Here is a 25,721-nt window from a genome sequence, read left to right as displayed (position 1 = left end):
CCTCATGCGGGCCTACATCCAATCCCGCCAGCATCTGCCCTACACCAGCAGCAGAAGCTCACAGTGGCTCTTCCCCGGCCGCCAGCCCGGACAGCCGATGAACCCCGGTCAGCCTCCACGTCCACCTGCGAGAGTTCGGCGTCCCGCCGCAGCGCGGCAGGACCTCCGCGATCCACCAGCTCGTCCTCCAGGCTCCGGCCCTCGTCATCGCGAAGGCCCTCGGTTACCACGACAAGACAGCCACTCGCCTGGTCACCGAAGCCGGAGGAACCTGGAGCCGATACGCCCCTGGCAACCACGAACGGCGCAGATGACTGACAATGCCGGGATGACCCGGCCCAGAATCCGTGTCGCCGCATACGTCATCCGGAACCGCGCCGTCCCCGAGGTTCTGGTCTCCGACCACATCGGTATGCCCGAGGCCGGCACCCAAGTTCCAGCGGGGGGCGTCAAATCAGGCGAAGAACTGGAAGAGGGCGTCCTTCGAGAGGTCGCCGAGGCAACCGGTCTGCTGACAGCCGCGGTCGTCCGACAGATTGCCGTGGAGAGCAAGCCCCATCCCGACACCGGTCAGCCACGACGAACCACATTCTTCTTTCTGCAAGCATCAGCAGAAACCTGCGATGCGTGGAAACACCACGTCAAGGGCGACGGAGAGGACACTGGCCTCACCTTCGCCTGCCGGTTCCTCCCCCTCCCTCTGGAGCAACCACTGGCGGACGGCCAAGACGCATGGCTGGGCCATATTGACTCGCGCTGGACCACCGTCACCGTCGACAGTCAGTAGTCAAAGGTCGGCCCCAGCCGCTGAATACGCGACACCTCAACATGCGGGCTTACCAGTCCCGAGGCCGGATATGCCCCCGGTGACCACCAGAGGTGAGCCGTCCGTCGTGTCCGGCTGACCACTCTCGTCACTCGGGCGGCGAAAAGCCCAGCTGACGCAGGCGTGGCAGGCAGGCTTCGAGACACTGCTCCACTGAGGCTGCATCGGTTCGTACGAGGATGTCGTCACGCAAAGGGGCGCCGCTGGCCACGAATGTCCAGGGCTTGCGTCGCTCTGCCATCCGCTCGGCGTCAGCCTTGAACAGCACTGTGATGCCTTGCTCAGCCAGTGCTTCCATGATCGCCACAACGTCCACCGATGATCTCCCCTTCGAACACGTCACCGGTCAACCTACTTGTCCAGGGCTAGACCACGAACACCGATCTCACCACACAGAGTGACCAGCCAAAGCTCTGCCCGGTGGAATACGCAACACCTCAACATGCGCGCCTACCAGTCCCAAGGCCGGGACAGGGCCGAACCCGACACCGTCGGACAGCGGCGGGGGCAGCCTCTCCCTCACCGGTCCTGTGGAGGTCGGGGGCTGGGCCGGACCACGGGTTGCCTGGCCCGTGGGGAAGCCGTCCACCTCCAGTCCGGCTCACGGACGCCTCTGAGGACCTCCAGCAGCAGGCCGAGGGAGCAGGGCCCTGCACCGTCCGGGCACGGCTTCCTCCTCGTCCGGGCTCGCGACGCTTTCACGGAGCCCGTATGCCCGGCGTGCCCCGACGGACGGTGGAGGGCGGCCGGCCGACAGCACGTCGCTCGTTGGAACGGGCCGCCGGGGCGGATGGCTCAACCGTTGTGTCCTGTCACGGGCCAAGGGGTACGCGTCGGGCGATGCCGTCCCCAGCGCGTGCCGACCACCCCGCGCACGGCGCTACCCGTCCCCAGGATTGGAATACCAGTGAGCGAGAAGAAGAACCCGGTGTCGGCCGCCGCGGAGAAGATCGCCGATAAGGTCCGGGACACCGTCGGCCCGCACAACGAAATCCCCGGCGCCCCCGGACCGGAGCCCGCCCAGGTCGACGAGCCGACGAAACCGCGCGGGCCGCTGCCGCCCAAGCACGACCAGAGCGGCCCCGACACGTTCAGCCCGACCGGGCAGCCGACCGGTACCCCGCAGGACAAGGTCGCCCAGGGCGGCGCCTATCTCACCACGGCGCAGGGCGCCCGGCTGTACGACACCGACCACTCGCTGAAGGCCGGGCCCCGGGGCCCGGTGCTGCTCCAGGACCATCACCTGCGGGAGAAGATCACCCACTTCGACCACGAACGCATCCCGGAGCGGGTGGTGCACGCCCGCGGTGCCGCGGCGCACGGCGTCTTCCGGGCGTACGGCGCGGCCGCGGGCATCACGAAGGCCGCGTTCCTCGCCGAGGGGGCCGAGACGCCGGTCTTCGTGCGTTTCTCCACTGTGCTCGGCTCGCGCGGCTCCGCCGACACGGTGCGCGACACCCGTGGCTTCGCGACGAAGTTCTACACGGACGAGGGCGTCTTCGACCTGGTCGGCAACAACATCCCGGTGTTCTTCATCCAGGACGCCATCAAGTTCCCCGACATCATCCACGCGGGCAAACCGCACCCGGACCGGGAGATCCCGCAGGCGCAGAGCGCCCACGACACGTTCTGGGACTTCGTCACCCTGCATACCGAGGCGACCCACCACACCCTGTGGAACATGTCGGACCGGGGCATCCCGCGTTCGTACCGGATGATGGAGGGCTTCGGCGTCCACACGTTCAGGCTGGTCAACGCCGAGGGCGCGACCACGCTGGTGAAGTTCCACTGGAAGCCGAAGCTGGGCGTGCACTCGCAGGTGTGGGAGGAGGCCCAGATCACCGGGGGCGTGGACCCGGACTTCCACCGCCGGGACCTGGCCGACGCGATCGAGGCGGGCGCCTTCCCCCAGTGGGAGCTTGGTGTGCAGACGTTCCCCGACACCGAGGACCAGATGTTCGAGGGCATCGACCTGCTGGACCCGACGAAGATCGTGCCGGAGGAACTGGCGCTGGTCCGGCCGATCGGGCTGATGACGCTGAACGCCAACCCGTCGAACTACTTCGCCGAGACGGAACAGGTCGCCTTCCACGTGGGACACCTGGTGCCGGGCATCGACGTCACCAACGACCCGTTGATGCAGGGCCGCCTCTTCTCGTACATCGACACGCAGATCACCCGGCTGGGCGGCCCCAACTTCGCGCAGCTGCCGATCAACCGCACCCACGCGCCCGTCAACGACATGCTGCGCGACGGCATGCACCAGACGGCCGTGCACCGAGGTGTGGCACCGTACCGGCCCAACTCCCTGGACGGCGGCTGTCCGTTCACCGCCGGCGCGGACACCGGTGCCTACATCGAGGTGCCCGCCGAGGTGGCGGAGAGCCGCAAGGTACGGGACGCGGCCGAGTCGTTCGACGACCACTTCAGCCAGCCCCGGCTGTTCTGGCTCAGCATGACGCCCACGGAGCGCGAGCACATCGCCGCCGCGTACACCTTCGAGCTCGGCAAATGCTGGGAGGACGCGGTCAAGGAGCGGGGGCTCAAGGCGCTCGCCAACATCGACCCCGAACTGTGCGCGCGCGTCGCCGAGGGACTGGGTCTGCCGGCGCCGGAGGCGACCGTGCCCCTGGCCTCGCCCCGGCCGAGCCCGGCGCTGTCCCAGCTGGGCCGGACGTGGCCGGTCGACGGGCGGGTCGTCGGCATCGTCACCGACGGCGAGACCGGCCTGGACGCCGTACGGGAAGCGCGTGGCGCGGTTCTCTCCGCCGGGATGGTCCCTCTGGTCATCGCGCCTTCGGGCGGCAAGCTGGGCTCCGGGAGCGCCCCGGTCACCGTGCAGCGCACCTTCGCCACGGCCCGGTCGATCGAGTTCGACGCGATCGTGCTGGCGGGGGCGCCCGCTCCGGCCCCGGACGCGTACGGGGCGCGCGACGCCAAGACCGACGACGCGGCCACGGCCACCGGTGTGGACCCGCGGGTCCTGCTGCTGGTCACCGAGGCATTCCGGCACGGCAAGGCCATCGGGGCCTGCGGCGACGGGGCGACGGTGCTGGAGAAGGCGGGTCTGGCCACGGACGCGCCCGGCGTCGTGGCGGGCGCGTCCGCGGCGACGGTGCTTGACGGCCTCACCGGACTTCTCGCAGGTCACCGCGCCTGGGACCGCTTCACGCCCGCTCTCTGACACCTCTCCGGGCCGACGCGCGGCCCTCTTCAGGCCGTCCCGCCCACCGGGCGGGACGGCTCCCCCTGTTGCGCCCCGCGCCGTCCGTACGCGACCGGCTCCCGGCGCGCATTCGAGTTCCCACCGCGCGTACGCCACAGCCCGGGGTGAGACTGCTCATGTGGGGGGACGCGAGCTGGGTAGTGAGAGGTGTGCAGATGATGGCGCGGGCCACCGGCGACGACCTGTTGGGCGCCTTCCTGGCCGACCCCCACAACGCGGCCCTCGACATGACCACAGCCGTGGAGCGCTGCTCCCACGCCCTCGGTCTCCAGCAGTCCGTGGTCTACCTCGCCGATCTCCAGCAGCGACTGCTGGTTCCCCTCACGGAGCACGGGCCGACCCCGGACATCGACGCCTCACTGGCCGGCTGGGCCTACCGTACCCAGTCGTTGCGGGTCGAGGAATCGGAGGAGAACGGCCTGACCGTATGGCTGCCCCTGCTGGACGCCGCCGAGCGGCTCGGGGTGGTGGCGGTGCACTCTCCGGTGCTGGACGCCGTGCTGCTGCGCCGTGCCCGGGCCCTCGCCGCTCTGCTGGCGATGATGATCACTTCGAAGCGGCACTACAAGGACTCGTTCGTACGCAAGGCCCGAACCGACACGATGCAGTTGCCCGCCGAACTGCTCCGGGCCTTCCTCCCACCGCGCACGATCGGCACGGCGGACGTGGTCTCGACCGCTGTTCTCGAGCCCGCCTACGAAATCGCCGGTGACGGATTCGATCACGCTCTGACGGGCACGACTCTGCACGCGTCGATTCTCGATTCCATGGGGCACGACCTGACGTCCGGCCTTGCCACCTCGGTCACACTGGCCGCCTGCCGCAACGCTCGGCGCATCGGTGCCAATCTTCCTCAGCTTGTCGAGGATGTCGACGCGGCGCTGTCGCGGTGGCTGCCCGAACAGTTCTGCACCGGCGTTCTGGCCCAGTTGGACCTGGCGTCGGGTCTGCTGCGCTGGATCAACTGCGGTCACCCGGCGCCTCTCCTCATCCGGGGCCAGGCGCTCGTTCCCCATGCGATGGAGAAGGACGCGGACCCGCCGATGGGGTTCCCGTCGACCCTTGTGCCCGGCCGACGTCACGTTCACGAGATCACCCTGGAGCCGGGAGACCGTGTGCTGATGTACACGGACGGCGCGACGGAGTCCCGCATGCGCAACGGCACGGAGTTCGGACTCGAACGTTTCGTCGACTACGTCGTACGCGCCGCCGCAAGCGGAGAACTGGCTCCGGAAACGCTGCGCCGGCTCATCCATTCCCTCCTGGATTCGGAGAGCACCGGCCTGCGGGACGACGCAACCATCCTGATGTTCGAGTGGAAGCCTCCGCAGCCGTGAGCTCGCCCTCCCCCGCTGCGTGATGGCGAAGCGGGGACTCCTCCCCCTGCGCCCGGGGTGGCGGCGGACCGCCGGTTCGGCGAACTTCCGGCGCCGTACTCCATGTCCCATCATGGTCGCATCAACTGGTACCTTGTTATGCATGGAACCTGGCTCCGCAAGTAACAAGGCACTGGAGAAGGTCGAGGTCCAGCTCCGCAAAGGGGTTCTGGAGTACTGCGTCCTGGCCCTTCTGTGGAACGGCCCCAAGTACGGGGTCGAGTTGCTCAACGAGTTGCAGGACACCGGCAGCCTGGCCACCGGCCAGGGCACGGTCTACCCGCTGCTGTCACGGCTGCGACGCGACGAACTCGTCGCCACGACCTGGCAGGAGTCCGCGTCCGGCCCTCCGCGGCGGTACTACCAACTGACCGAGACCGGACGCGCGGCACTCACCGCGTTCGCCGGGATCTGGCCAGGATTCCGCGACACCGTCGACCATCTCCTCACGCCGGCCACCACGCATCGGCACACCCCCGGAAAGGCGCAGCCTTGAAGACCAACGACACCCTGGTCCAGGAGTACCTCGCGGCCGTCGAACGCGAGAGCACGGCGCTGCCCCAGGCGGCCCGCCAGGAGCTCATCGCAGACCTCAGCGAGCACATAGAGGTCGCACGCGCGGAACGGCCCGGCGAGGTCCGGACGATCCTCCGCGAGGTGGGCGACCCCCGCATGATCGCGAGCACCGCCCTCCACGAGCTCGGACACCCCGGCGAGCCGCAGCCCCCGACCTCCCGCCGTCGCCGCTCCCCGGCCTGGCTGCCCCTCGTGCTGCTGACGATCAGCGCTGTGCTGCCCTACGCGGGAGACCTCGTCCTGCTGAACTGGATCGGCCTCGTCATGAAGGTCACCGCCGTGGTGATGGTGTGCCGCTCCCGCCACTGGACGGCGGCCCGGAAGTGGATCGGGCTCACCCTGACCACACTCCTTCCCGCGATCATCAGCACCACCTGGTACCTGGCCTTCGTCGCTCCCGGGAACGCCTCCGTGATCGACACCTGGCGCTGGCCGCTGGTCGCGGTCAGCCTCGTCCTCACTCTGGGCGGTGCGGGATGGCTGTGGCGCACCAGGCGCCCGTGATCCCGCAGGTTCCGGATTCTGGTCCCGGCGCCACGAGTGCAGAACACCGCCCTCTCCGCCACAAGCCCGGCCCACGTGGCTCCGCACCCGGCGCGGGGCCGGGTGCGGAGCCGCGGAGCGGGTTGTCAGCTGATGCGGTTGTAGATCGCCGTGCCGGGGCAGGCGGTGACGCCGGAACGGGTGGCGCAGCCGTTGTACTGGCTCGCGCCGCTCCACCAGGTCCAGCCGCCGATGGTGCGGCCGTTCAGCCAGGTGTACTGGCCGACGTAGTTCGCGTCGTACGTCCGCAGACTCCAGTGCACGTGGGCTCCGGTCGCGGAACCGCCTGCGCAGGTGTCGGTGCCGATGTTGCCGAGCAGGGCGCTGCGGGCGATCGACGTCCCGTTGTAGTAGGTGGCGTTCCACATGTGGTAGTAGTCCGTCGAGAAGCCGCCCGGGTGAATCACCCTGGTCCAGCCGCCGCCGGCACCGCACATCGAGGTCGCCGTGCCCTCGCGGGAGGAGCGGACCCGGCCACTGGCGTTGCCGCCGGAGAAGTCGAGGCTGCTCCAGTAGCCGGTCGAGCCGTCGCTGGAGTGCGGGCCGCCGGTCAGGGTCATGTAGTAGTCGGGCATCCAGGGCAGCAGCAGCCCGTTGGTGTTGGCCATGGCCCCCACCGACGACGTCTGCGTCTGCGGCGCCGCCTTGCGCTGCGCGTAGGCCGTCATGGTCTGCCGCTCCGCCGTGCCGACCAGCGGGGACTTCGCCACGTGGTCGGCGAATTCGCGGTCCCCTTCGAGGCCCGCGACCCAGCGCCCGCCCGTGCGGTGGGCGATGTAGAGCCAGCCCTCCGGCTCGCCGTGTCGTGTGCGCGGCGCCTCGACGTAGGCGACGCCTCGTGCCCAGTCGCGCGAGGCGGTCCGGACGTCGACGACCACCTTGCGGTCCTCGGCGGCGAGTTCAGCGACGGCGGCCTTGGGGGTGAGGCCCTTGGCGTCGTGGGACCGGGAGAGGACATCGGCGGAGACGGCGTCTATCAGTGCTTCGCGCTCGGCTCCGAGGCGGTCGGCGATCGTGGCCGGCATCTTCACGGTGACACCGGGGGGTGACGACGGGACGGCGGCCACCGAGGCCGCCGTCTCAGCCGAGTGGCGGTTGCCCGCCACCGCCGAGGGCGCGGCGGCGAGCAGCCCGGTGGCGGCGAAGGCGGCGAGGACGGTTCTCACCAACGGTTTGGAAAGCATGGGAGGTATCCCTTCTGCATAAGAGGACTTGCCGGGCCGACCGGTAGCGGGAGTGTGGAGGAACGCGCGGCACGCCGGACGAGTTGGTGACGCCGAAGGACCGACGGGTACTTCTTCCTTCCCGAAGGGGACCGGCCGGCCCTGGGGGCCTGGAGGGGTCAGAGGCCGCAGGTGGGGGCCGACCAGTACCGGCCGGTGCCGCCCGCGACGTGGACGTGGTCGTCGTGGCCCGGGTAGCCCGGTCCCAGGATCTGGGTGAAGCCGTGCTCGCGGGCCTCGAAGGCCAGGGCGCAGAAGCCCTGGGACCCGGCGCTCATGTCGGCTGCGAGGCCGTACATGTGGAGGCTGTCGGGGTCTCCGCCGACGGCGTCGTTGCAGGCGTGGTCGCGGAAGCCGTCGTTGATGCCGATGGGCCGGTCGCCCATCGCATGCCGCAGGGCCTGCAGCTTCCACATGGTGACCAGGACGTTGGTCCGGACCGTGGCGGCGTCGACCTGGCCGCCGGACCAGTCGGTGCCGCACTGGTTGAGTTCCGACCAGTCGAAGTTGGCCGGGGAGCAGTCACCCTTCTGGAGGTCGTAGATCGTGCCGAAGGTGATCGGACCGGCGATGCCGTCGGCCTCCAGCCCGTACGCCGCTTGGAAGCGCTGCACCGCGGACCTGGTGGCGGAGCCGAACTCACCGTCGATGGCGAGTTCGCCGCCGAACCCGGGGTATCCGGCAACCCTGATCTGTAGCTGCCGTACGTCCTCGCCGGACGTTCCCTCGCTCAGGGACCGGCCCCAGGTGAAGCAGCCGGCGGCGGATCCGAGGCCGGTGGCTGCCGAGGAGGGCGCGGGGGACGGTGCGGTGGCCGCGGACGCGGGTACGGCGAAGAGCAGGCTGACGCCGGTCAGGGCGGACGCGAGCAACAGGGAGGGACGCGATGTCATGTGGGGGCCTCTGTTCGGAGGAAGACATGGACGGATGGGACGGTCAGGGGGCGCGGCCTCGCGAATCGGACCATCCGCTATCAAGGTCCGGTCGGGAAGGGACATGGCGGGAGGCCGGCTGCACCGGGTGTGACGGAGGGGTCGCCGGGACTTCAGAGGTGCGATGCGCGCTCGATCAACTCGCGGGCGGTGCCTTCCACCGCGTCGTACCGGTCCGGGTAGGCCGAGACCTGCACGGCCTGCGCCACCTGCCCCGCGGACAGGTCCGGGTTGTCCGCCGCCACCCGGATGGCGCGGGTGAAGAACGAGTTCGACGCGTACGACACGTCCATGATCTGGTCCGGCGTGCCCCAGCCCTGCGACGGACGTTGCTGGAACACTCCGAGCGAGTCCCGGTCACCGCAGTCCAGGTTGTTCATGTGGGACTCGACCACGCCCGCCTCGAACCCGGCGAGCATCACCCGGTCGCTGACGCCGAGTCCGACGCCGGTGCGGTGGACGACCTTGAGCACCTCGGGATCGGGGTCGTCGGGAACCGTGCAGCCCCCGCCGCCACCGCCGCCGCCCTGGCCGACGAGGCTCTGCCAGGTCTCGGGGCCGATGACACCGTCCACGGACAGGCCCTTGTCTCTCTGGAACGAGGTGACCGCGGAGGCGGTGGCCGGACCGAACTGACCGTCCACGGCCAGTCCGTAGCCGTACTTGTTCAAAGCGGTCTGCGCCGCCGCGACCGCCTCGCCCCTGCTGCCCTCCCGGACCGTGACGATCAGCCCCGGCCAGGTCTCGGCCCCGATGACACCGTCCGCGGCGTATCCCTTGGACTCCTGGAAGGCGACCACCGTGTTCTCGGTCGCCGGGCCGAAATCACCGTCGGCCGCGAGGCCGTAACCGTGACCACGCAACAGGTACTGGGCGGTGGCGACGTTCGCACCGGTCGTGCCCTTGCCGAGGACGGGCCAGGCCGGAGCGGCGGTGGCCGAGGGCACGACTCCGAGTGAGACCACCAGAGCCGCGCACACCGCGGCGATCGCGACCCACGCGCGTCCGACTCTTGTTTCCGATATCAACCCGACTCCTACGTCGAGGAATAGTGCGGGCCGAAAAGTAGCAACGGCCGGGCCCGGTCGGCATCGGGTGTTCGACCGACGTACGGAACACGACATGTCCGCCGTGTCGCTCCTTCCCGGCGGCGGTCGGGTTTCACCCGGCGCCGGCACTTCCGCCCCCGCCCCTGAGCGGTCGGCGGGCACGCACGCCCGACCCCGGGGAGCGGTCGTACGGCTTCGGTATAGTCCGGCGTCGTCGGGGCTCCTCCTCGACGGACGAGGTGGCCGGACCAAGAGGAGGACGGTGAACCGATGTCCGTCTTGTCACCCCTCGATGTCGCACCGGCTGTTCGAGGGCTCTGTCCACTCGCCCGCGCGGACGGCGGCACGAACGCCCCCGCCCCCGGACCGGCCCGGTGAACGGCATGCCGCCGCTCCCGCCGCACGGCAGCGTCGAGGCTCGATTTCTGGCGTCCGCCCGCCGGCTGGTCCCTCCCGTGCGCGGGATCGCCTTGGTCGTCATCAGCGTCTTCGGCCTGCTCGCCGTACCCGACGAGTCCCTGCCGCTGGGGTTCGCCCTGTTCGGGTTGGTACTCATGGGGGCGGGGGTGGACTGCTGGGCGGGGTTCACGGGGCGCGGCGCGGTGCTGTCCCTGGGGTTCGCGGTGCTGAGGGTGGCGGCGGTCTGCGGCACCCAGGAGTGGACCGGGGGGCCGCTGAACCTGTGGGCGCTGAACATGCTGACCACAACGGCGATCACACTCCAGTTGGAGTGGGCTCCGGCGGTCGCCGTACCCGTCACCTCCGGGCTGCTCGCGGTCGACCTGGTCGCGGTCGACCTGGCCTCGGCGGAAACCGGTGCCCTGGGCACGCTGCTGCCGCGCCTGGTGTTCGAGTGCCTGCTGGCGCGCCTGGGATTCGTACTGCTCCGCCGATCGGCCGGGCGAGTCGACGCTCTGCGGGAACGCCGATCGGCGCTGGCACGTGCGGAGGCGGCCTCGCTGGCCCGGCACCGGGAGGAACGCGAGTACCTCGCGCTGCTGCACGACACGGCGGCGTCGACCTTCCTCATGGTGACGGTGCAGGCGAAGGAGATGGACCCGGCGCGGGTCGCCGAGTACGCCCGGCACGACCTCGCGGTGCTCACCGGTACCGCGGGAGGGGCGACCGCACAGGACAGCACCGTGGACCTGACGGCCGCGTTGTACACCGTCGTCGACCGCGGCCGACTGGCCGTCGACGTCCGCGCGGAGGGGACCCCGCTGGTTCCGGCCTCGGTGGCGCTCGCCTTCGTGCGTGCGGTGCGCGAGGCACTGGTGAACGTCGAGCGGCATGCCGAGGTCGGCACCGCCGTGCTGAGCGTGCGCGAGGAAGGCGGCCGGGTCGTCGTCGCGGTGGCCGACCGCGGGGTGGGGTTCGACCCGGACGGGGTGCCACGCTCCCGGCGCGGGGTCCGGAGCTCGGTGGTCGAGCGCATGGTCGCCGTCGGCGGCAGCGCCACGATCACCTCGCGTCCCGGTGCGGGAACCACCGTGGGATTGGCGTGGTCCGGTGTGTGAGCGACGCGCGGCGGGTGACCACGTCTACGCGACGACGCGGATCATCCTGGTCTGCGCCACCGGCATTCTCCAGTTCGGCCTGTCCCTGCACCCCCTGCTCACACAGGAGTACCGGCACCGGTGGCTCGCCATGGCCGCTTTCATCGCCCTGGCCTGCGTCACCGCCGTCTGCTGCGGGTGGGTGCTGCGGCGGAAGCCGTTGCCCGTCGCCGGCGGCACGGCGGTGGTACTCGCGGCGTCGTTCGGGGCCTTTTCCGCGCTCGCCCCGGACCAGCGGTTCCAGGCGTCCGACTGGTCGTTCGGCCTGGTGGGTTGGCATCTGCTGTTGCTGTTGCTGGACCGGGTCCGGGTGCTGATCACGGTTCTGGCCGCGCATCTGGTGACCAGCATGGGCCTGTTCCTCTCGGCAGGCGTTCCGGACCGCGCCACGCTGGGCGCGGCCGGTGCCGCCGCGTTCGGCGCGGTCAACGTCCAGCTGGCGGTCGTCGTGATCACGCAGGTGCTGCGCCGGCAGACCCACGAGGCGATGGCGGTGGCCGAGCAGAAGGACCGGCTGGAGATCCGGGTACTGACGGCGCAGCGGTGGGAGCAGGGCCAACGGATTGCTTTCGCCGACCAGTTGGGTTCGACGCTGTCGCTTCTCGCGGGTCTGGCCGACGGCGAACTGGACCCGCGCGACAGTGACACCCAACGGCGTTGCGCGCTTGCCGCGACGCAGTTGCGGAGGCTGTTCGCCGAGAACGACGACGTTCCCGACCCGTTGGTGCACGAGGTCGGCGCGTGCGTCGACGCGGCGGAGCGACGGGGTGTGGACGTGTCGTTCGCGATCAGCGGCGCCGCCGTTCCGGTGCCCTCGCAGGTGCGCCACGAGCTGACCGGGCCGGTGGTCACGGCATTGTCGGCGGCACGGATTCGTGCCAGGGTGAGCATGCTGCGTACCGATGCCGAGGTACGCATCGCGGTGGTGGCCGACGCCGGCGCCGAGCTGGTCGTCGAATCCACCGGCCGGGTCGGGGTCGAGTGCGATGTCTACGGTGAGTACGTGCGGCTGGAGGCAAGATGGCGCAAGCAACGGAGCTGAGCGCCGTCATCGTCGACGACCACCCCGCAGTGCGTGCCGGGGTCGCCCAATGGCTGGTCACCGGCACCCCACCGATCCAGGTCGCGGCGTCGGGTGACGATGTCCGGGTCGCGTGGACCGGTGAGGGCGCCGCCGCCGACGTGGTGATCCTGGACCTGCATCTGGGCGGGCCGACACCGGCCATGAGCGAGCTGCGCAGGCTGGCCGAGGCGGGGCGAAGGGTCGTCGTCTACTCGATGCGCGCGGACGACGAGATCGCCCTGCAGTGCCTGGAGTTGGGGGCCTTGAGCTACCTGACGAAGGCCGAGGGTGCCGAACATCTCCTCGAAGCCTCCGTCGCCGCGGCATCGGGCCGCGCGTACACCCCGCCGTCGCTGGCGGGAGCGCTGGCGGGTGACCGCTCCGCCAACCGGCCGACGCTCTCGGCACGCGAGACCGAGGTGCTGGTCGAGTGGTTCCAGTCCGAGTCCAAGGACTTCGTGGGCCAACGCCTCGGGATCTCGCCGCGCACGGTCAACACCCACCTCGAACACATCCGGGTCAAGTACGCGATGATCGGCAGGGAGGCGCCCACCAAGGCCGCGCTCCTCGCGCGGGCGATCCAGGACGGACTGGTCCAGGTCGACGACCTGTGACCCGAGCCCTCCCCTCGCTCCGGAGCGACCGGGCCGTAGCCCGGGCCCCGGCTGCAGCTCCGGCCCCCGGCCACCGCCTCAGATCAGCCCGGCCCGCATGGCGCGTGCGCCGGCCTGGAATCTGCTGCGGGCGTCCAGTGCGGCCATCGCCGCCGCCACGTCGTTGCGCACGGTACGGACGCTGCAGCCCAGCCGACGGGCGATGGCGTCGTCAGTCAGGCCGTCGGCCAGGAGACGGAGCACCATTTGCATACGGGGCTGCGCGGCGCCCGTACCGGGCGTCCGTCTGAGTCGTCTCACCTCCGCGCCGCGCCCCCAGAGCCGCTCCGCGAGGGAGCACAGGGACTCCAGCTCCGCACCGGAGCGCACCATACGGGGTGTCCGGGAATCGTCGATCACCACGGCCGCCGCACCGTCCATGATCATGGCGCAGACCGGCACCACGTCGGCCATGCGGGGCGGGACGTCCTGCTGGGCCAGCCACTGCGCGTGATCCATGGCGCCGTCGACGTCGAAGACCGAGGATGCCCAGACGGCCCGCAGGCGTATGCCTCGCCGCAGCCCCAGGTCCACGCTGGGGCGGGAGAAGGCGAATCCGCCGTCGACGTAGCCGGGGACCAGGAAGGTCACGTCCTCCTCGGCCTTGGCGACCATCCGTTCGACCACGCTGGAAGCATCCGTCCGATGGCCGCCGCGGCCGCGGGCAACGCCTTCGTCCCGCTCGGCTGCCAGTTCGTGGAGGGCGATGAACCGGTCGACCTCCACCGGGTTGAGCCCCAGATTCCGCCCCTCGCACATCGCTCGCGCCAGCAGGGCCGGCAAGGCGACGCACGGCTCGACCGCGCGGAAGGAGGTGGGGTCGTCCGCCGAGACGCCGACGAGGCCGTCGCCGCTCAGTGCCTGCAGCGCCTGTGCGACCTCGCCCACTGGACACTTCACGGCCCGGGCCAGTTCCTGCGTCCGCCAATGGGTCCGCTGGAGCAGCTTCCGGTAGAGAAGCTCCGCACGTGCTTCGAGACCGGTTACGGAAAGCGCCACTTCAACCTCTCGAAAAATGTCTTCGCAAGGGCTCGTCATGCCGCTCACGGATGGGGGGCAGAAAGGGCCCGGACGGTTTGGAGTACTCGGACCGCCGTCCGACGAATCGATGACACGGGACGGGCGGGCCCGGCCGCCCCGCTCGCGCGGTGGCCGGGAGGAGGGCGCTACCGGTCCCGGGGAATGCCGAACTCAGTGCGCGGCTGGAACCGCGGGGCGATGCCTCAGTAGCGTCCCGGCCAGCACACACGCCCGTCGGCACGACACGTCACTTCGTCCCATGATGTACCTCTATATCGCGCAAGGGCTGAATTCCGAGACATCACACACGGTCACGGAGTCGGATTAGATTAACCAGCCATATCCAGCCGGGCGCGCCGCCAGGACACGGCCATGTCAACCTTGTGACCCTCTCGTCACAACGGCGACCGACTCATCACAACGACGTGGAAAAGCCTCGCCGACCGGAGCATGCGGAACTCCGTCGGCGAGGCATCCGAACTGCGGTGAAGGCTTCTTGTCGAGGTGTCAGGCGCGCCCGCCCCGGCGTCCGAGCCGCTGAGCACGGGCCGCCGTGTGGTCCCGGCGGCGTGCGCGGGGCGGTGCGGTCCCCGCGGGGGCGGGTGCCGACGCCTGCCGCAGATGGCGGGCGAGCGCCCCCGTGCTGGCGTGCTTGAACAGCGACACGAGTGTGATGTCCCGTCCCAGCCGTTCGCGCAGTGCCACCTGCACCTGCACCATCAGGCGTGATGTACCGCCGAGGTCGAAGAAGTTGTCGTCCGGCGCGATGTCTTCCACGTCCAGCACGGTCCGCCAGATGCCCCGGACGATCTCCTCCACTTCCCCTCCCGACGCCTGCTGTCCGGGCTCCACGTCCGGTGCCGGCTCCGGGAGTGCCCGCGTGTCGATCTTGCCGTTGGGTGTCAGGGGCATGCTGCTGATCTCCATCACCTCGGAGGGGGTCATGTATTCGGGCAGACGGGCCGCGAGGTCCGCGCGCAGTCGACCCGGCTCGGGCGTCCGGCCGCCGGCCGTCACCACGTACGTGGTCAGCCGGATGTCACCCTCCGCGTGCTGCCTCGCGACCGTCACCGCGTCGTTCACGCCGGGAAGCCGTCGGCAGACGGCGTCGATCTCGGCCGGGTCCACCCGGAATCCCCGGATCTTCACCTGGTCGTCGGTACGGCCGAGGATCTCGACGGTGCCGTCGGGCAGGTAGCGGCCCCGGTCGCCGGTGGCGTATCTGCGTACCCCCGGCGTGCGGTCGTGGTGGAATCCCCCACTGCCGGAGGAGTACGCGCCCGAGGAGTCCAGATAGCCCTCGGCGAGGTACGGCGTGCGGATCACGATCTCTCCGACCTCGCCGACCCCGGCCAACTGCCCGGAGCCGTTGAGAACGAGGATCTGTACGTCCGCGATGCCCCTGCCCACGGGTACCGGGCGGGCCGCGTCCGCGCCGTGGTCCGCGGCCCCCGGATCGGCGACGTGGAACGCCATCGCCTGCGGGGTCTCGGTCGCCCCGTAGAAGTTGACGTGCCGGGCCGACGGCGCGACCGCCGCGAGCGCGGCCACATCGCCCTGCCGCAGGACGTCACCGCCGTAGCAGATCAGGCGTACGTCCGGCAGCCGCGTCCCGGTCTCCCCCGCGGCGATCGCCAGCAGCCGGGCGAGAGGCGGGGTGAGGTGGAGGACCGTGATCCGGCGCTCCGCCAGCCAGTGCAGGAGCGACAGCGGGTTCCCGATGAGCTCGGTGCCGGGTACGTGGAGTTCGCCTCCCGCCCACAGCGGGGCGAAGACGTCACGCAGCAGGGGGTCGTGGCCGAGTCCGGCCAGCAGCGCGAAGCGGCTGTCCGGGCCGAGGCCGAAGGCCGGGACGTACCAGTCGAGGAAGTGGGCCAGGGGGGCCGGTCCGCCGAGGACCCCGCGCGGCAGCGGCCCGGTCGATCCCGAGGTGAACATGATGTAGGCGGGGCGCTCCGGGCCGGGGGCCGACGGCGCGGGTGTCCGCGACGGCTCGGGCGTCGCCGCGTCGGGGGCGCCGAGCAGCCGCCCGGCATCGGCCACCCGTACCCCGGAATCCGTGATCGCCTCCGGCGGCGCACCGGCTTCCTGGAAGCGGATCAGCAGGGCCGGTGCCGCGGCCGCCAACTGGGCCCGCAGCCGGGCGGGCGGGTGGGCCGGGTCGAGCAGCACGAATGCCGCGCCGCGTTCAAGGATGCCGACCAGCAGCGGCACCAGAGCCGCCGTCCGGGCCGCGTGGAGCGCGACGACGTCTCCGGCGCGCACCCCGAGTGCGGCCAGTTCGCGGGTGGCCCGGGAGGCGAGCGCGGCCAGGCGCCCGCCCGCGAGTGCCGGCCCGGTCCCGGACGCGTCGTACACGGCCGCCGTCGCCATCCCCCTGCGCACCCCGGCGGTGAGCGCGGGCGGCGAAGCACCCTCCAGCGCCGCCCCGGTGTCCGGCAGGATCGCGCGATGCGCGTCGGTCACCAGGGAGATCCCGCCGATCCGCACGCCGGGATCGGCGGTCACGGCCGCGATGACATGGGCGAGCTGGTCCAGGATCACCCGGGCCCGGGCGTCACCGAACAGCCCCCGGTCGTAGGAGAGATCCAGCCGGATCCGGTCCTCGTGGTCGGTCACGTACAGGCCGAGGTCGAAGAGTGCCGCGTGCGCGGGCAGTTCGATCATCCCGGTGTCCAGGCCCGGCATGCGCGGGGGCCGGTCCGGGCCGCCCAGCAGGTTGAACCAGGTCTGGAAGAGCGGGTTGCGGCCCACGGATCCGGCGGCCGACACACCCGCGACCACGTCCTCGAAGGGGATGTCCTGGTGGGTGTGGGCCTCGAGCACCTCGTCGCGCACCCGGCCGAGCACCTCGGTGAACGTCGGTGTGCCGGTGAGGTCCGTGCGCAGGGCGACCGTGTTGACGAAGAAGCCGATGAGGTCCTGCACCTCTTCGCGGTCGCGTCCCGCCATCGGGGTGCCGACCGTGATGTCGTGTTCACCGGTCAGCCGCGACAGAAGGACGGTGAAGCAGCCGAGCAGGGTGACGAAGAGGGTCACCGCGTGCTGCTGCCCACAGGACCGTACGGCGCGGGTGAGCGCCGGATCGAGCCACCGTGTGACCCGCCCGGCCGCGCCGCGTCCGCCCGCGTCCCGCCCCGGCCGGTCCGCGAGGCCGTCCAGCGCGGGCGGCAGCGTACCGAAGCGGCGCTTCCAGTGGTCCAGTTGGGGAGCGAGCCCGCCGGAACGGTGCCGATGGTCCTGCCAGGCCGCGATGTCTCCGTACGACAGCTCGAAGGCGGGCGGACCGGCTGTCGCGCCGCGCAGCGCCGCAGCGTACTCCTGGCCGAGGCCGGTCAGGAACAGCTCGGCCGACCAGCCGTCGAACACGATGTGATGGACCGTCACCAGCACCTGGTACCGCTGCCGGCCGAGTCGCAGCAGGTGCGCCCGGACGAGTGGTCCGGCCGTCAGGTCGAACGGTTCGCCTACCCGGTCCGCCAGCACGTCGAGTGCCCGGTGCTCGGCATCACGGTCGCCGCGCAGGTCGGTGACGGTGATGCCGAGCTCGAAGCCGGGCAGGACCTCCTGCATCGCCTCGCCGTCGACCACGACCAGTCGGGTCCGCAGGGGTGCGTGCCGGGCCACGATCCGGTTGAGCGCCGTGGTGAGCGCCGACCGGTCGAGCGGTCCCTCGACACGGAAGGCGATGGGGATGTTGTACGTGGCGTCGGGGCCGGTGATCAGGTTCAGCAGCCAGAGCCGGCGCTGGGCCGGGGACAGCGGGTACCGCCCGTCGGGGGCGGAGTGCCGCGTGGGCGGTTGGCGCTCGGGCAGCAACTGGCTTGTTTGCGCGGCGAGTTCGCGCACGGTGGGGTGGGTCAGTACGGCGCTGGGCCGGATGTCGACGTGGAACTCCGCGCGGATTCGTGCGCAGACGCGTGCCGACTGGAGGGAGTCGCCGCCGAGCATGAAGAAATCGTCCAGGGCGCCCACGCGGGGAAGCCGCAGGGTCTCCTGCCAGATCCCGGCGATCCGGATCTCTGTGCTCCCCTTGGGTTCCTCGTAGGTCTCCTCGTCGCCCCGCGCGGGGGCGGGCAGGCGGTGCCGGTCGACCTTGCCGTTGGTGTTGAGGGGCAGTGATTCCAGGACCGTGACGGTGGCGGGCACCATGGTCGCGGGCAGGGCGCGCGTCGCGTGCTCGTGCACCTGGGCGGGGGTCACCGGCGCGGGGCCGGCCGGGGTGACGTAGGCGTGGAGGCGTACGCGTCCGGCCTCGTGGGCGGTCACCGCGACGGCCTGGCCGACACCGGGGTGTGCGCGCAGGACGGTCTCGACCTCGGCCGGCTGGACGCGCACACCGTTGATCTTGACCTCGTCGTCGATGCGGCCCAGGTGCTGGACGGCCCGGTCGGGCAGCAGACGGGCCCTGTCCCCCGTGCGGTAGACGCGCCGGCCGCCGGGAGCGGGCAGGAAGCGCAGGGCGGTCAGGGCGGGCTTGCCCCGGTAGCCGCGGGCGAGTCCGGCGCCGGTGACGTACAGCTCGCCCTCCGCCCCGTCCTCGATCTCGCGCAGCTCACGGTCGCGGACCGCGACCCGGGTGCCGGGGAAGGCGTGTCCGATGGGCAGCGTGGCCGTCTCCGGCGGTGCACCGGGGAAGGTTTCGTAACAGGTGCTGTCCACGCTCGACTCGGTGACGCCGTAGGAGCAGAAGACCCGCGTCCCCGGCCCGACGAGGGCACGCAGCCGCCGGTAGTCGCGGGGCGGCCAGCCCTCCCCGCCCACCGTGATCAGCCGCATGCCGTCCAGCCGTCCGCCGGTGGCCTCCAGATGGTCCATCAGCAGCCGCAGGAGCGCGGGGGTGATGTCCATCATGTGCACGTCGTGCCGGGTGATGAGCCGGTGCAGGTTCTCCGGCCGCAGCAGGTCCTCCTTGCCGCACAGGACCAGCGTGCCGCCGGAGAGCAGCGCCCGGACGAAGTCACCGGTCGACACGTCGAACGAGAAGCCCGCTACCTGGAGGTGGCTGCGGACGCCGTCCCGGAGCCCGTAGACCTCCTCCCAGCCCAGGTAGGAGGTGACGAGCCCACGGTGGGCGACCTCGACGCCCTTGGGCCGTCCGGTCGATCCCGAGGTGTAGATGGTGTACGCGAGGTTGTCGGGCCGTACGGCCGCCACCGGGACCGGACCGGCCGCGGCCTCGGCGGGGCCGTCGACCAGGACCACCCGGGCTCGGTGCTCCGGAAGCCCGGCCGACAGCCGTGCCGAGGTCACGATCACCGCCGGATCGCAGTCCTCGATGATGTGCGCGAGGCGTTGCCGGGGCTGCGCGGGATCGAGGGGTACGTACGCCCCGCCGGTCTTCCACGCGGCCAGGACCGCCGTCACCGCCTCCGGCGTCCGCTCCAGATGGACGCCGACGACGGACTCGGGGCCGGCACCGGTCGCGCGCAGCACGGCCGCGAGGCGGTTCGCGGCCGTGTCCAGCTCGCCGTAACCGATGGTCCGGTCCTGATGGATGAGAGCGGGCGCCCCGGGGTTCTCCCGGACCCGTGCCTCGAATCGGCGGTGGATCAGGAAGCTGGCGGAATCCTCGTCTGACGTAAACATGCCGGCCTTCGCGCTCGCGGAGTGGTTCAGAGGGGGGGGACGACGAGGCGGGTGTCAGTTCCCCGTCGTGTCGAGGACGACCTTGCCCGTGGTGGAGCGGTCGGCCAGCAGACCGAACGCCCGTGCCGCGTCCTCCAGGGCGTACGTCCCCCCGACGACGGGCTTCAGCTGACCGTTCTTGACCATGCCGAACAGCCCGTTGAGGGTGTCGGTCAGGGAGCGGCGGTTGGTGCGCATCAGGTCACCGGCCCAGAAGCCGACCACCGAGCGGGACGCGCCGATCAGCGACTCCAGCCGTACGGGGGTCGACGGCTGGTCCGAGGCCGATCCGAACACCACCATGCGGCCGTGGGTGCCCAGGGCGGCGAGTCCCTGGTCCAGGGTGTGGCCGCCCGCCATCTCCAGGACGACGTCCAGCGGACGACCGCGGTTGGCCTCCAGAAGGGCCGCGGTCATGTCGTCCGAGTTCGAGTCGACGACGGCGTCGGTACCGATGGACAGGGCGAGTTCACGCTTGTCGGGGGTCGACGCCGTACCGATCACCCGGGAGGCGCCCCATGCCTTGGCCAGCTGCACCGCGAGCGAGCCGACCCCGCCGGCCGCGGCGTGGACCACGATCGACTGGCCGCGGACGGCGCGGGCGCAGGTGCGCAGCAGGTGCCAGGCGGTGAAGCCCTGGAGGCCGAGGGCGAGTGCCTCCTCGCCGGTGACGAAGTCCGGTACGGGGATGAGGGATTCGGCCGGCACGACGGCGCGCTGGGCGTGTCCGCCGGAGGCGATGATGCCGAGCACCCGACGGCCCGCGGGGTCCTTGCCGAAGACCTCGGTGCCCGGGGTGAACGGCAGCTCGTTCGTCTTGAGGTACGTCCCCGCGATCTGGTGCAGTTCGGCGAAGTTGAGTCCGGAGCGCTCCACGTCGACGAGCACCAGGCCCTCGGCGGCCTGCGGTTCGGGAACGTCCGTGACGTCGATGGTCTCTGGACCGCCGAACTCCTTGATGACGATGGCCCGCATCGCTGCTCCTTGCTCGAAAGTGTCTGTGCTTGAAGGGGGGTGTGTGCCGGGACGTGGTGCGGCGCGGCGGTCAGGCGTCCGGCCCGGTGGCCAGTGCGCGGATGATTCCGGCGACCTCCGCGGCATGCTCGCGGATGAAGAAGTGCCCGCCGTCGAAGGGCTTCGGGTCGACCGGCCGGTCGCTGTACGAGGGCCAGCCGGCGACCCGGTACGCGCTGACGGACTGGTCGTCCTTGCCGTACAGCACGGTGAGGGGGGCGGGCAGCGGGGCCGGGCGGGGCCGGACCCACGTCTCGATGATCTCGAAGTCCGCCCGGATCACCGGCAGGACGAGGGCGAGCAGGTCCGGGTTGTCCAGGACCTCGCGGGGTGTTCCGTCGTACCGGTGGAGCCGGGCCGTGAGCCGTTCGTCGTCGAGTACGTGGATCAGGTCCTTCAGGTCCCTGCGGTCGGGTGAGCCCGCGCCCGAGACGAGGATGTGGGCGGGGGGCGCGAAGCCCTGGCGGGCCAGTTCGAGGCTGAGGGCCACCGCGACCGAGGCTCCCATGCTGTGGCCCCAGAAGACGACGCGCCGGTCCATGTGCGGGCCGACTTCCGCGACGAGGTCGCGGACCAGATGGGTCATCCGGCGGTAGGGGCGTTCCTGGAAGCGGCGTTCCCGGCCCGGCAGGTGGACGGGGAGGACGGCGCAGTCGGCGTCCAGCAGGTCGCGCCACTCGGCGTAGGCCGCGGCGCCGCCGCCCGCGTACGGGAAGGCGATGACCAGCGGGCGTCGGTCGGACGGATCCGGTATCCGGCGCAGGAGCGTCCCCTGCCGGGCGGGCGGCGCCGCGGGTTCAGAGGAAGCGGGTCTTGAGTTCACGGCGGTATCCCATGATGGCCAGGGTGGCGAAGGCCGCGGTGTAGGCGACCAGGATCAGGAGCGAGGAGAGTCCGAAGCCGGGCTCGATGCCGACGATGCCCCAGCCGATGCGGGCGAAGTGCCAGGTCGGCAGGGCCGGCGCGAGGTTCTCGGCCAGGGTCGGCAGCTGGTTGATCGGGACGAACATCCCGCTGGCGAAGGAGAGCAGCAGATAGATGATGGTGGACACGGGGCCGGCGGCCTTGGGCGACAGGTTGTAGCCGATGGCCAGCCCCATGGCGACGAAGACGATGTTGCCGAGGGTCAGTCCGCCCATCAGTTCCAGCCACTGGAGGGCACTGAGCCGGACGCCCGCCACGAGCGTGGAGAAGATGCCGAGGACAGCGAGTGTGAACAGGGTGAAGACGGCGGCCGGGATGATCCGCGAGCACAGGTAGGCGCTCGGTGACATGGGGGTGGCCCGGATGAGCAGGTCCCACTTGAAGCCGCGTTCGGCCGCGATGCCCACGCCGAAGCCGAACAGGCCGACGCCGATGGCGCCGTAGGCGCTGAAGCCCGCGACGGTGTACGCCATCGCCTCCTGGTCGCCGTGCCTGGCCTGGGAGAGACCGAAGAACGCGAAGAAGAGCGTGGGCAGCAGGCAGGTGGTCAGGATGAATGCCACGTCCCGCTTGAGTTTGAGGAACTCGGCCTTCGTCTGGGCGCGCACGATCCGCGTCCAGGAGGCGGCGTCCAGCCGCTCGGCGGCCCTGTCCCGCTGCGCGGCGGCCCGGCGGTGGGGAGCGGCCGCCGGAGCGGGGGCGGGCAGGCCGGCGGTAGAGGTGCTCAGGACCTCTTCGACGGCCTCTTCCAGGCTGACGCCGCGTACCTCGATGTCGTCCAGGTCCTGTTCGGTGTCGAGCAGGACCCGCAGGACGTCCGCGGTGCGGGCCGTGGTGAGCGTCAGCAGGCCGTCGACGTACTCGATGTCCTCGCCCCCGCTGTTCCGTACGGCCTCCACATCGGGGTGGCCGGAGGGGCGCAGCGAGAGGCGGCGGCGGTTGAAGTGGGACTTCATCTCCGCGGACGAGCCCTCGAAGACCGTGCGGCCGGAGGCGAACAGGACGATGCGGTCCGCGAGGGCATCGGCCTCTTCGAGGTAGTGCGTCGTGAGGAGGACGGCGGTGCCCTCGGACGCGACGCGCTGCACGGTGGACCACAGCTGGCGGCGCGAGACGCTGTCGAGCCCCACACTGGGCTCGTCGAGGAAGAGGACGCGGGGCCTTCCGCACAGCGCGAGCCCGAGGTAGACGCGTTGCTGCTGGCCGCCGGAGAGCTCGCCGAAGAAGCGCTCGGCCAGGTCCGTGAGCCCGGCGAGGTCCAGGACTTCCCGGGTCTCCATGGGGGCGGGGTAGTAGGCGCGGAACAGGTCGACCAGTTCGCGTACTTTGAGGCTGCCCGGCAGGCCGGAGTTCTGGAGGACGACACCGCACTGGGCCCGTACCCGTGAGGAGGTCGGCGAGCCGCCCATCAGTTCCACGACACCGGAGTCGGGCTGCCGCAGACCGAGCAGGCAGTGCAGGCTGGTCGTCTTGCCCGCGCCGTTCGGCCCGAGTACGGCCACGACCTCGCCCGGGAACACCTCCATGCGGCCTTCGACGACGGCCTGGACGTCACCGAACGACTTCGTCAGTCCGGCCATGCGGACGGCGGCCTCGCGGGGGGCGTGGGCTGTCGAGCCGCCCGCTGTCTCAAGGGTCTCAGTCATGGTTCTTCCTGTCTGTGCACACGATCCTGAATTCGACGGGATACCGCTGTCCGTCGTCGTCCCTGAGCCACATTCCGTCCGGGCCCGGGAGCATCTCGGAGAAGGCCAGGCCGCCGTCGGGCACCCGCTCCCGTCCACGACGGATCTTCGACCAGAGCATGTCGGCCATCAAGGGGTTGGCCAGGTCGACGTAGACCGGTTTCACCTCGCCGGCGACCCGGACGAAGACGTTCTGCGGGAGTCCGAGCCGTTCGCGCAGCGTCTGGAAGAAGGTGTGCACGGGCTCCTCCTTCGTGTCCGGACCGGGCAGGTCCGTGAACGGGACCCGCCAGGTCTCCCGGCACACCACGACGTCGTCGATGGTGATCCTCGGCTGGTGGTCCCGCGGTTCCAGGAAGCCGAACGACTGCACCGCGGCGCTGCTGAGGTAGTCCCCCAGGACCTGGACGAGATCCTCCTGGAAGGTCCCGTCCGTGGACACCACCCGGAAGCCCTCGCCCGCCGGGACGACCCGCAGCGAGGTGATGGGGATCAGCTCGGCGGAACGGGGGTGGTACGACGGTTCGCCGCCGATGCCGATGTACCGGCACATCGGTGAGAGGTGGGCGCCCGGCGGGGCGGTGCGGGAATTCACGTGCCCGGTGGAGAAGGGGTAGAGCGGGGAGACGGCCCCGGCGATCTCACGGTCGATCCAGCGGCGAATTTCCGGGGCGTTGGGCGCGGTGTCCAGGAAGAGCAGGGCGTTGACGGTGTTGACGCACGAGTGCAGTTCGCCGAGGACCACCCGGAAGCGCCCGGCCCGGATGTCCTCGGCACTGGCCGCGTCGATCATCAGGTCGGGGCTGTGCCAGCCGGCCTCGGTCCAGGCGGGTCCGTCGGCGGGGAACATCTCGTGCACCGCGTCCCGGATCCCGGCGACGGTACGGGTCGTGGGCGAGCCGTCCGCATGCGGTCCGAGGATCTTCGTCCAGCGGGCCCGGAGTTCGGCGCGGGCCGCGTCGACGGGGCGGACGGCGTCGTCCCAGAAGGTGGGGGCCATGGCCGCGAGGAGGCGGGCGAGGGGGTAGCCGTCGTCGGCCGGCCGTCCCTCGTCGTCGGCCATGATCCGCCGGGCCGAGCGGACGTACTCCTGGGCTACCACGTGGGAGAACCAGCGGGAGCTGGTCAGTACCAGGTCGAGGACGGGCCCCGCCCTGTCGAGGATCTCGGGCCCCAGCTCCACGTCGAGGTCGGCGACGCAGTCCTCGTAGGCGATGCGCTTGCCGGCGTAGAACTGCCCGGCGCCGTGCTCGGCCCGTTCGCCGGTGACGCGTACGAAGACCTCCTCGGCGGTGGTCAGGGCCTGGGCCAGTTGCGCGGGCTGCCCGGTGTGGTTCTTCAGGGCGGCCACGGCCCGTACGACCTCGTCGAGGTCGCGGAGCGCGGCCGTTCGGCGTGCGACGTCGCTCACCCGCATGAGCTGGCCGCGCAGTTGGCGTTCCGGGCGGCGTGCCTGGTGGATGGCGAAGTCGGTGCTGAGCACGCCCATGGCCCGCAGCCGCCGCACTTCGTCGCGTACCTCGTCGGCGTCCAGGTCCGGGCAGCCGAGCGGGATCTCGTAGGCGGCGCGGGTCCCGTCGCAGGCTTCCAGTACGGTGCGGCGCAGCGGTGTCACGGAGAGCCGGGAGCCGTCCTGGAGGGGGAACACGTCGCTCGCGAGGTCCAGGCTCGGGGCGAGGTGCGGCACCACCCAGGGGTCCAGGCCGTGCCGCAGGCGCAGCGCGCGGGCCAGGGCGCGGACCGCCCACAGCTCCAGGTACACGTCGCGGGACCGGGGGGCCCGGCCCGCGGGTGTGACCCGGGTCGGTCCCGTGCCCCACGTGCCCCACACCGACGGCCCGAAGAAGCCGATGGTGTCGTTCTTGGCGCAGTAGCGGGACACGTAGGCGGCCAGCGAACGGCGCAGGTAGCGCCGTCGCCGCCCGGACAGGTGCGCGCCCTTGCGGACCTGCTCGCCGAGCAGGGGATTCTGCCAGGCGAGCGCGGACTGGAAGCGGTCGTCGTCGGCCGCCGTGGCCAACTGCCCCAGCGCGGCCTCCTTGGCCGCCTCGAAGGAGTGCGTGCCGGACACGCCTGAGGTGTCGAGCCAGTCGAAGGGCATGCCCGTGGTGCGGACGACGAGGGAGGGCCACACACCCCAGTCGCCACTGCCGCCCAGCGGGAGGAGATGGGTCTCGTTTCCCGGACCGTTCACCGGACGGCTGCCGTGTCCGTGTCGTCCATGGCCCTGCGCAGGCTGAGCGGGCGCATGTCCGTCCAGACGCGTTCGATCTCGGCGAGGCAGGCGTCGATCTTCCCGGTGAAACCGGTCGGGCGCCATCCGTCGGGTATCTCCCGGCCCGCGGGCCAGATCGAGTGCTGTTCCTCGTGGTTCGCGACCACGTGGTAGGTGATGGTCAGGTCGTCTTCGTCGAAGAGGGGCATGGC

General features: G+C 71.1%; 19 protein-coding genes. 8 read left to right on the top strand and 11 right to left on the bottom strand.

The annotated features are described in order from the left end of the window. Positions 1–328 precede the first annotated feature (328 nt). Entirely contained in the window at positions 329–787 is a 459-nt protein-coding gene (locus ACF08W_RS03780) for an NUDIX domain-containing protein (protein ID WP_392278338.1), read from the top strand. A gap of 127 nt (positions 788–914) precedes the next feature. On the opposite strand, the gene ACF08W_RS03775 is transcribed toward ACF08W_RS03780, so the two are convergent. After that, the gene (locus ACF08W_RS03775; RefSeq protein WP_392278290.1) at positions 915–1,142 is read right to left on the bottom strand and encodes a hypothetical protein; all 228 of its coding nucleotides are present in this window, start codon (positions 1,140–1,142) and stop codon (positions 915–917) included. 591 nt (positions 1,143–1,733) lie between these two features. Here ACF08W_RS03775 and ACF08W_RS03770 point away from each other — a divergent pair. The 4 genes from ACF08W_RS03770 to ACF08W_RS03755 all read left to right on the top strand — a co-directional run bounded on the left by ACF08W_RS03770 (position 1,734) and on the right by ACF08W_RS03755 (position 6,508). Further along, complete coding sequence (locus ACF08W_RS03770) at positions 1,734–4,010, top strand: catalase (protein ID WP_392278289.1); 2,277 nt, start codon at positions 1,734–1,736, stop codon at positions 4,008–4,010. A 197-nt stretch (positions 4,011–4,207) separates the two neighbouring features. Then, positions 4,208–5,389 carry a PP2C family protein-serine/threonine phosphatase gene (locus ACF08W_RS03765; RefSeq protein WP_385215992.1) on the top strand — a complete coding sequence of 394 codons (1,182 nt, stop codon included), beginning with the start codon at positions 4,208–4,210 and terminating at the stop codon, positions 5,387–5,389. 142 nt (positions 5,390–5,531) lie between these two features. Then, a complete protein-coding gene (locus ACF08W_RS03760) occupies positions 5,532–5,924 on the top strand; it encodes a PadR family transcriptional regulator (protein WP_385215995.1) in 393 nt (130 codons plus the stop codon). After that, on the top strand, positions 5,921–6,508 hold the full coding sequence (locus ACF08W_RS03755; protein WP_385215997.1) for an HAAS signaling domain-containing protein: 588 nt from the start codon (positions 5,921–5,923) through the stop codon (positions 6,506–6,508). Before ACF08W_RS03760 ends, ACF08W_RS03755 begins: the two co-directional genes overlap by 4 nt. Before the next feature lie 125 nt (positions 6,509–6,633). Here the strand turns inward: ACF08W_RS03755 and ACF08W_RS03750 are convergent, their stop codons facing one another. The 3 genes from ACF08W_RS03750 to ACF08W_RS03740 all read right to left on the bottom strand — a co-directional run bounded on the left by ACF08W_RS03750 (position 6,634) and on the right by ACF08W_RS03740 (position 9,649). Beyond that, on the bottom strand, positions 6,634–7,731 hold the full coding sequence (locus ACF08W_RS03750) for a M23 family peptidase (RefSeq protein WP_392278288.1): 1,098 nt from the start codon (positions 7,729–7,731) through the stop codon (positions 6,634–6,636). A 158-nt stretch (positions 7,732–7,889) separates the two neighbouring features. After that, a complete protein-coding gene (locus ACF08W_RS03745; protein WP_392278287.1) occupies positions 7,890–8,663 on the bottom strand; it encodes a D-Ala-D-Ala carboxypeptidase family metallohydrolase in 774 nt (257 codons plus the stop codon). Positions 8,664–8,815: 152 nt separating this feature from the next. Further along, a complete protein-coding gene (locus ACF08W_RS03740) occupies positions 8,816–9,649 on the bottom strand; it encodes a peptidoglycan-binding protein (protein ID WP_392278286.1) in 834 nt (277 codons plus the stop codon). A 485-nt stretch (positions 9,650–10,134) separates the two neighbouring features. On the opposite strand from ACF08W_RS03740, the gene ACF08W_RS03735 reads away from it, so the two are divergent. From ACF08W_RS03735 to ACF08W_RS03725, 3 genes are read left to right on the top strand one after another with little or no spacing between them, the layout of a single operon-like run. Further along, positions 10,135–11,268 carry a sensor histidine kinase gene (locus tag ACF08W_RS03735; protein WP_392278285.1) on the top strand — a complete coding sequence of 378 codons (1,134 nt, stop codon included), beginning with the start codon at positions 10,135–10,137 and terminating at the stop codon, positions 11,266–11,268. Beyond that, positions 11,261–12,349 carry a hypothetical protein gene (locus tag ACF08W_RS03730; protein WP_392278284.1) on the top strand — a complete coding sequence of 363 codons (1,089 nt, stop codon included), beginning with the start codon at positions 11,261–11,263 and terminating at the stop codon, positions 12,347–12,349. Before ACF08W_RS03735 ends, ACF08W_RS03730 begins: the two co-directional genes overlap by 8 nt. Beyond that, complete coding sequence (locus ACF08W_RS03725; RefSeq protein ID WP_385216014.1) at positions 12,328–12,984, top strand: response regulator; 657 nt, start codon at positions 12,328–12,330, stop codon at positions 12,982–12,984. The genes ACF08W_RS03730 and ACF08W_RS03725 overlap by 22 nt, the downstream gene beginning before the upstream one ends. 78 nt (positions 12,985–13,062) lie before the next feature. Here the strand turns inward: ACF08W_RS03725 and ACF08W_RS03720 are convergent, their stop codons facing one another. The 7 genes from ACF08W_RS03720 to ACF08W_RS03690 all read right to left on the bottom strand — a co-directional run bounded on the left by ACF08W_RS03720 (position 13,063) and on the right by ACF08W_RS03690 (position 25,718). Next, the gene (locus tag ACF08W_RS03720; protein ID WP_392278283.1) at positions 13,063–14,022 is read right to left on the bottom strand and encodes a helix-turn-helix domain-containing protein; all 960 of its coding nucleotides are present in this window, start codon (positions 14,020–14,022) and stop codon (positions 13,063–13,065) included. 528 nt (positions 14,023–14,550) lie between these two features. Then, positions 14,551–19,632, bottom strand: coding sequence for an amino acid adenylation domain-containing protein (locus tag ACF08W_RS03715; protein ID WP_392278282.1), 5,082 nt, complete (start codon positions 19,630–19,632; stop codon positions 14,551–14,553). Between the two features lie 54 nt (positions 19,633–19,686). Beyond that, a complete protein-coding gene (locus ACF08W_RS03710) occupies positions 19,687–20,646 on the bottom strand; it encodes a zinc-binding alcohol dehydrogenase family protein (RefSeq protein WP_392278281.1) in 960 nt (319 codons plus the stop codon). Between the two features lie 70 nt (positions 20,647–20,716). Beyond that, a complete protein-coding gene (locus tag ACF08W_RS03705; RefSeq protein WP_392278280.1) occupies positions 20,717–21,508 on the bottom strand; it encodes a thioesterase II family protein in 792 nt (263 codons plus the stop codon). Next, on the bottom strand, positions 21,483–23,255 hold the full coding sequence (locus tag ACF08W_RS03700; protein WP_392278279.1) for an ABC transporter ATP-binding protein/permease: 1,773 nt from the start codon (positions 23,253–23,255) through the stop codon (positions 21,483–21,485). Before ACF08W_RS03700 ends, ACF08W_RS03705 begins: the two co-directional genes overlap by 26 nt. Continuing rightward, on the bottom strand, positions 23,248–25,488 hold the full coding sequence (locus ACF08W_RS03695) for a lantibiotic dehydratase (protein ID WP_392278278.1): 2,241 nt from the start codon (positions 25,486–25,488) through the stop codon (positions 23,248–23,250). Before ACF08W_RS03695 ends, ACF08W_RS03700 begins: the two co-directional genes overlap by 8 nt. Further along, complete coding sequence (locus ACF08W_RS03690; RefSeq protein WP_392278277.1) at positions 25,485–25,718, bottom strand: MbtH family protein; 234 nt, start codon at positions 25,716–25,718, stop codon at positions 25,485–25,487. The genes ACF08W_RS03695 and ACF08W_RS03690 overlap by 4 nt, the downstream gene beginning before the upstream one ends. Positions 25,719–25,721: the final 3 nt, after the last annotated feature.

The organism is Streptomyces sp. NPDC015144, from assembly GCF_043079735.1.
GTDB lineage: Bacteria > Actinomycetota > Actinomycetes > Streptomycetales > Streptomycetaceae > Streptomyces.
The sequence above is the reverse complement of the archived record's forward strand: the minus strand, read 5'-3'. Positions and strand labels throughout refer to the sequence as shown.

What these genes read in the sequence shown, in the direction of transcription:
- ACF08W_RS03715 (WP_392278282.1), bottom strand. Translation starts at nt 19,632, where the DNA reads ATGTTTACGTCAGACGAGGATTCCGCCAGCTTCCTGATCCACCGCCGA.
- ACF08W_RS03700 (WP_392278279.1), bottom strand. Translation starts at nt 23,255, where the DNA reads ATGACTGAGACCCTTGAGACAGCGGGCGGCTCGACAGCCCACGCCCCC.
- ACF08W_RS03735 (WP_392278285.1), top strand. Translation starts at nt 10,135, where the DNA reads ATGCCGCCGCTCCCGCCGCACGGCAGCGTCGAGGCTCGATTTCTGGCG.
- ACF08W_RS03780 (WP_392278338.1), top strand. Translation starts at nt 329, where the DNA reads ATGACCCGGCCCAGAATCCGTGTCGCCGCATACGTCATCCGGAACCGC.
- ACF08W_RS03765 (WP_385215992.1), top strand. Translation starts at nt 4,208, where the DNA reads ATGATGGCGCGGGCCACCGGCGACGACCTGTTGGGCGCCTTCCTGGCC.
- ACF08W_RS03710 (WP_392278281.1), bottom strand. Translation starts at nt 20,646, where the DNA reads ATGCGGGCCATCGTCATCAAGGAGTTCGGCGGTCCAGAGACCATCGAC.
- ACF08W_RS03760 (WP_385215995.1), top strand. Translation starts at nt 5,532, where the DNA reads ATGGAACCTGGCTCCGCAAGTAACAAGGCACTGGAGAAGGTCGAGGTC.
- ACF08W_RS03750 (WP_392278288.1), bottom strand. Translation starts at nt 7,731, where the DNA reads ATGCTTTCCAAACCGTTGGTGAGAACCGTCCTCGCCGCCTTCGCCGCC.
- ACF08W_RS03745 (WP_392278287.1), bottom strand. Translation starts at nt 8,663, where the DNA reads ATGACATCGCGTCCCTCCCTGTTGCTCGCGTCCGCCCTGACCGGCGTC.
- ACF08W_RS03725 (WP_385216014.1), top strand. Translation starts at nt 12,328, where the DNA reads ATGGCGCAAGCAACGGAGCTGAGCGCCGTCATCGTCGACGACCACCCC.
- ACF08W_RS03690 (WP_392278277.1), bottom strand. Translation starts at nt 25,718, where the DNA reads ATGCCCCTCTTCGACGAAGACGACCTGACCATCACCTACCACGTGGTC.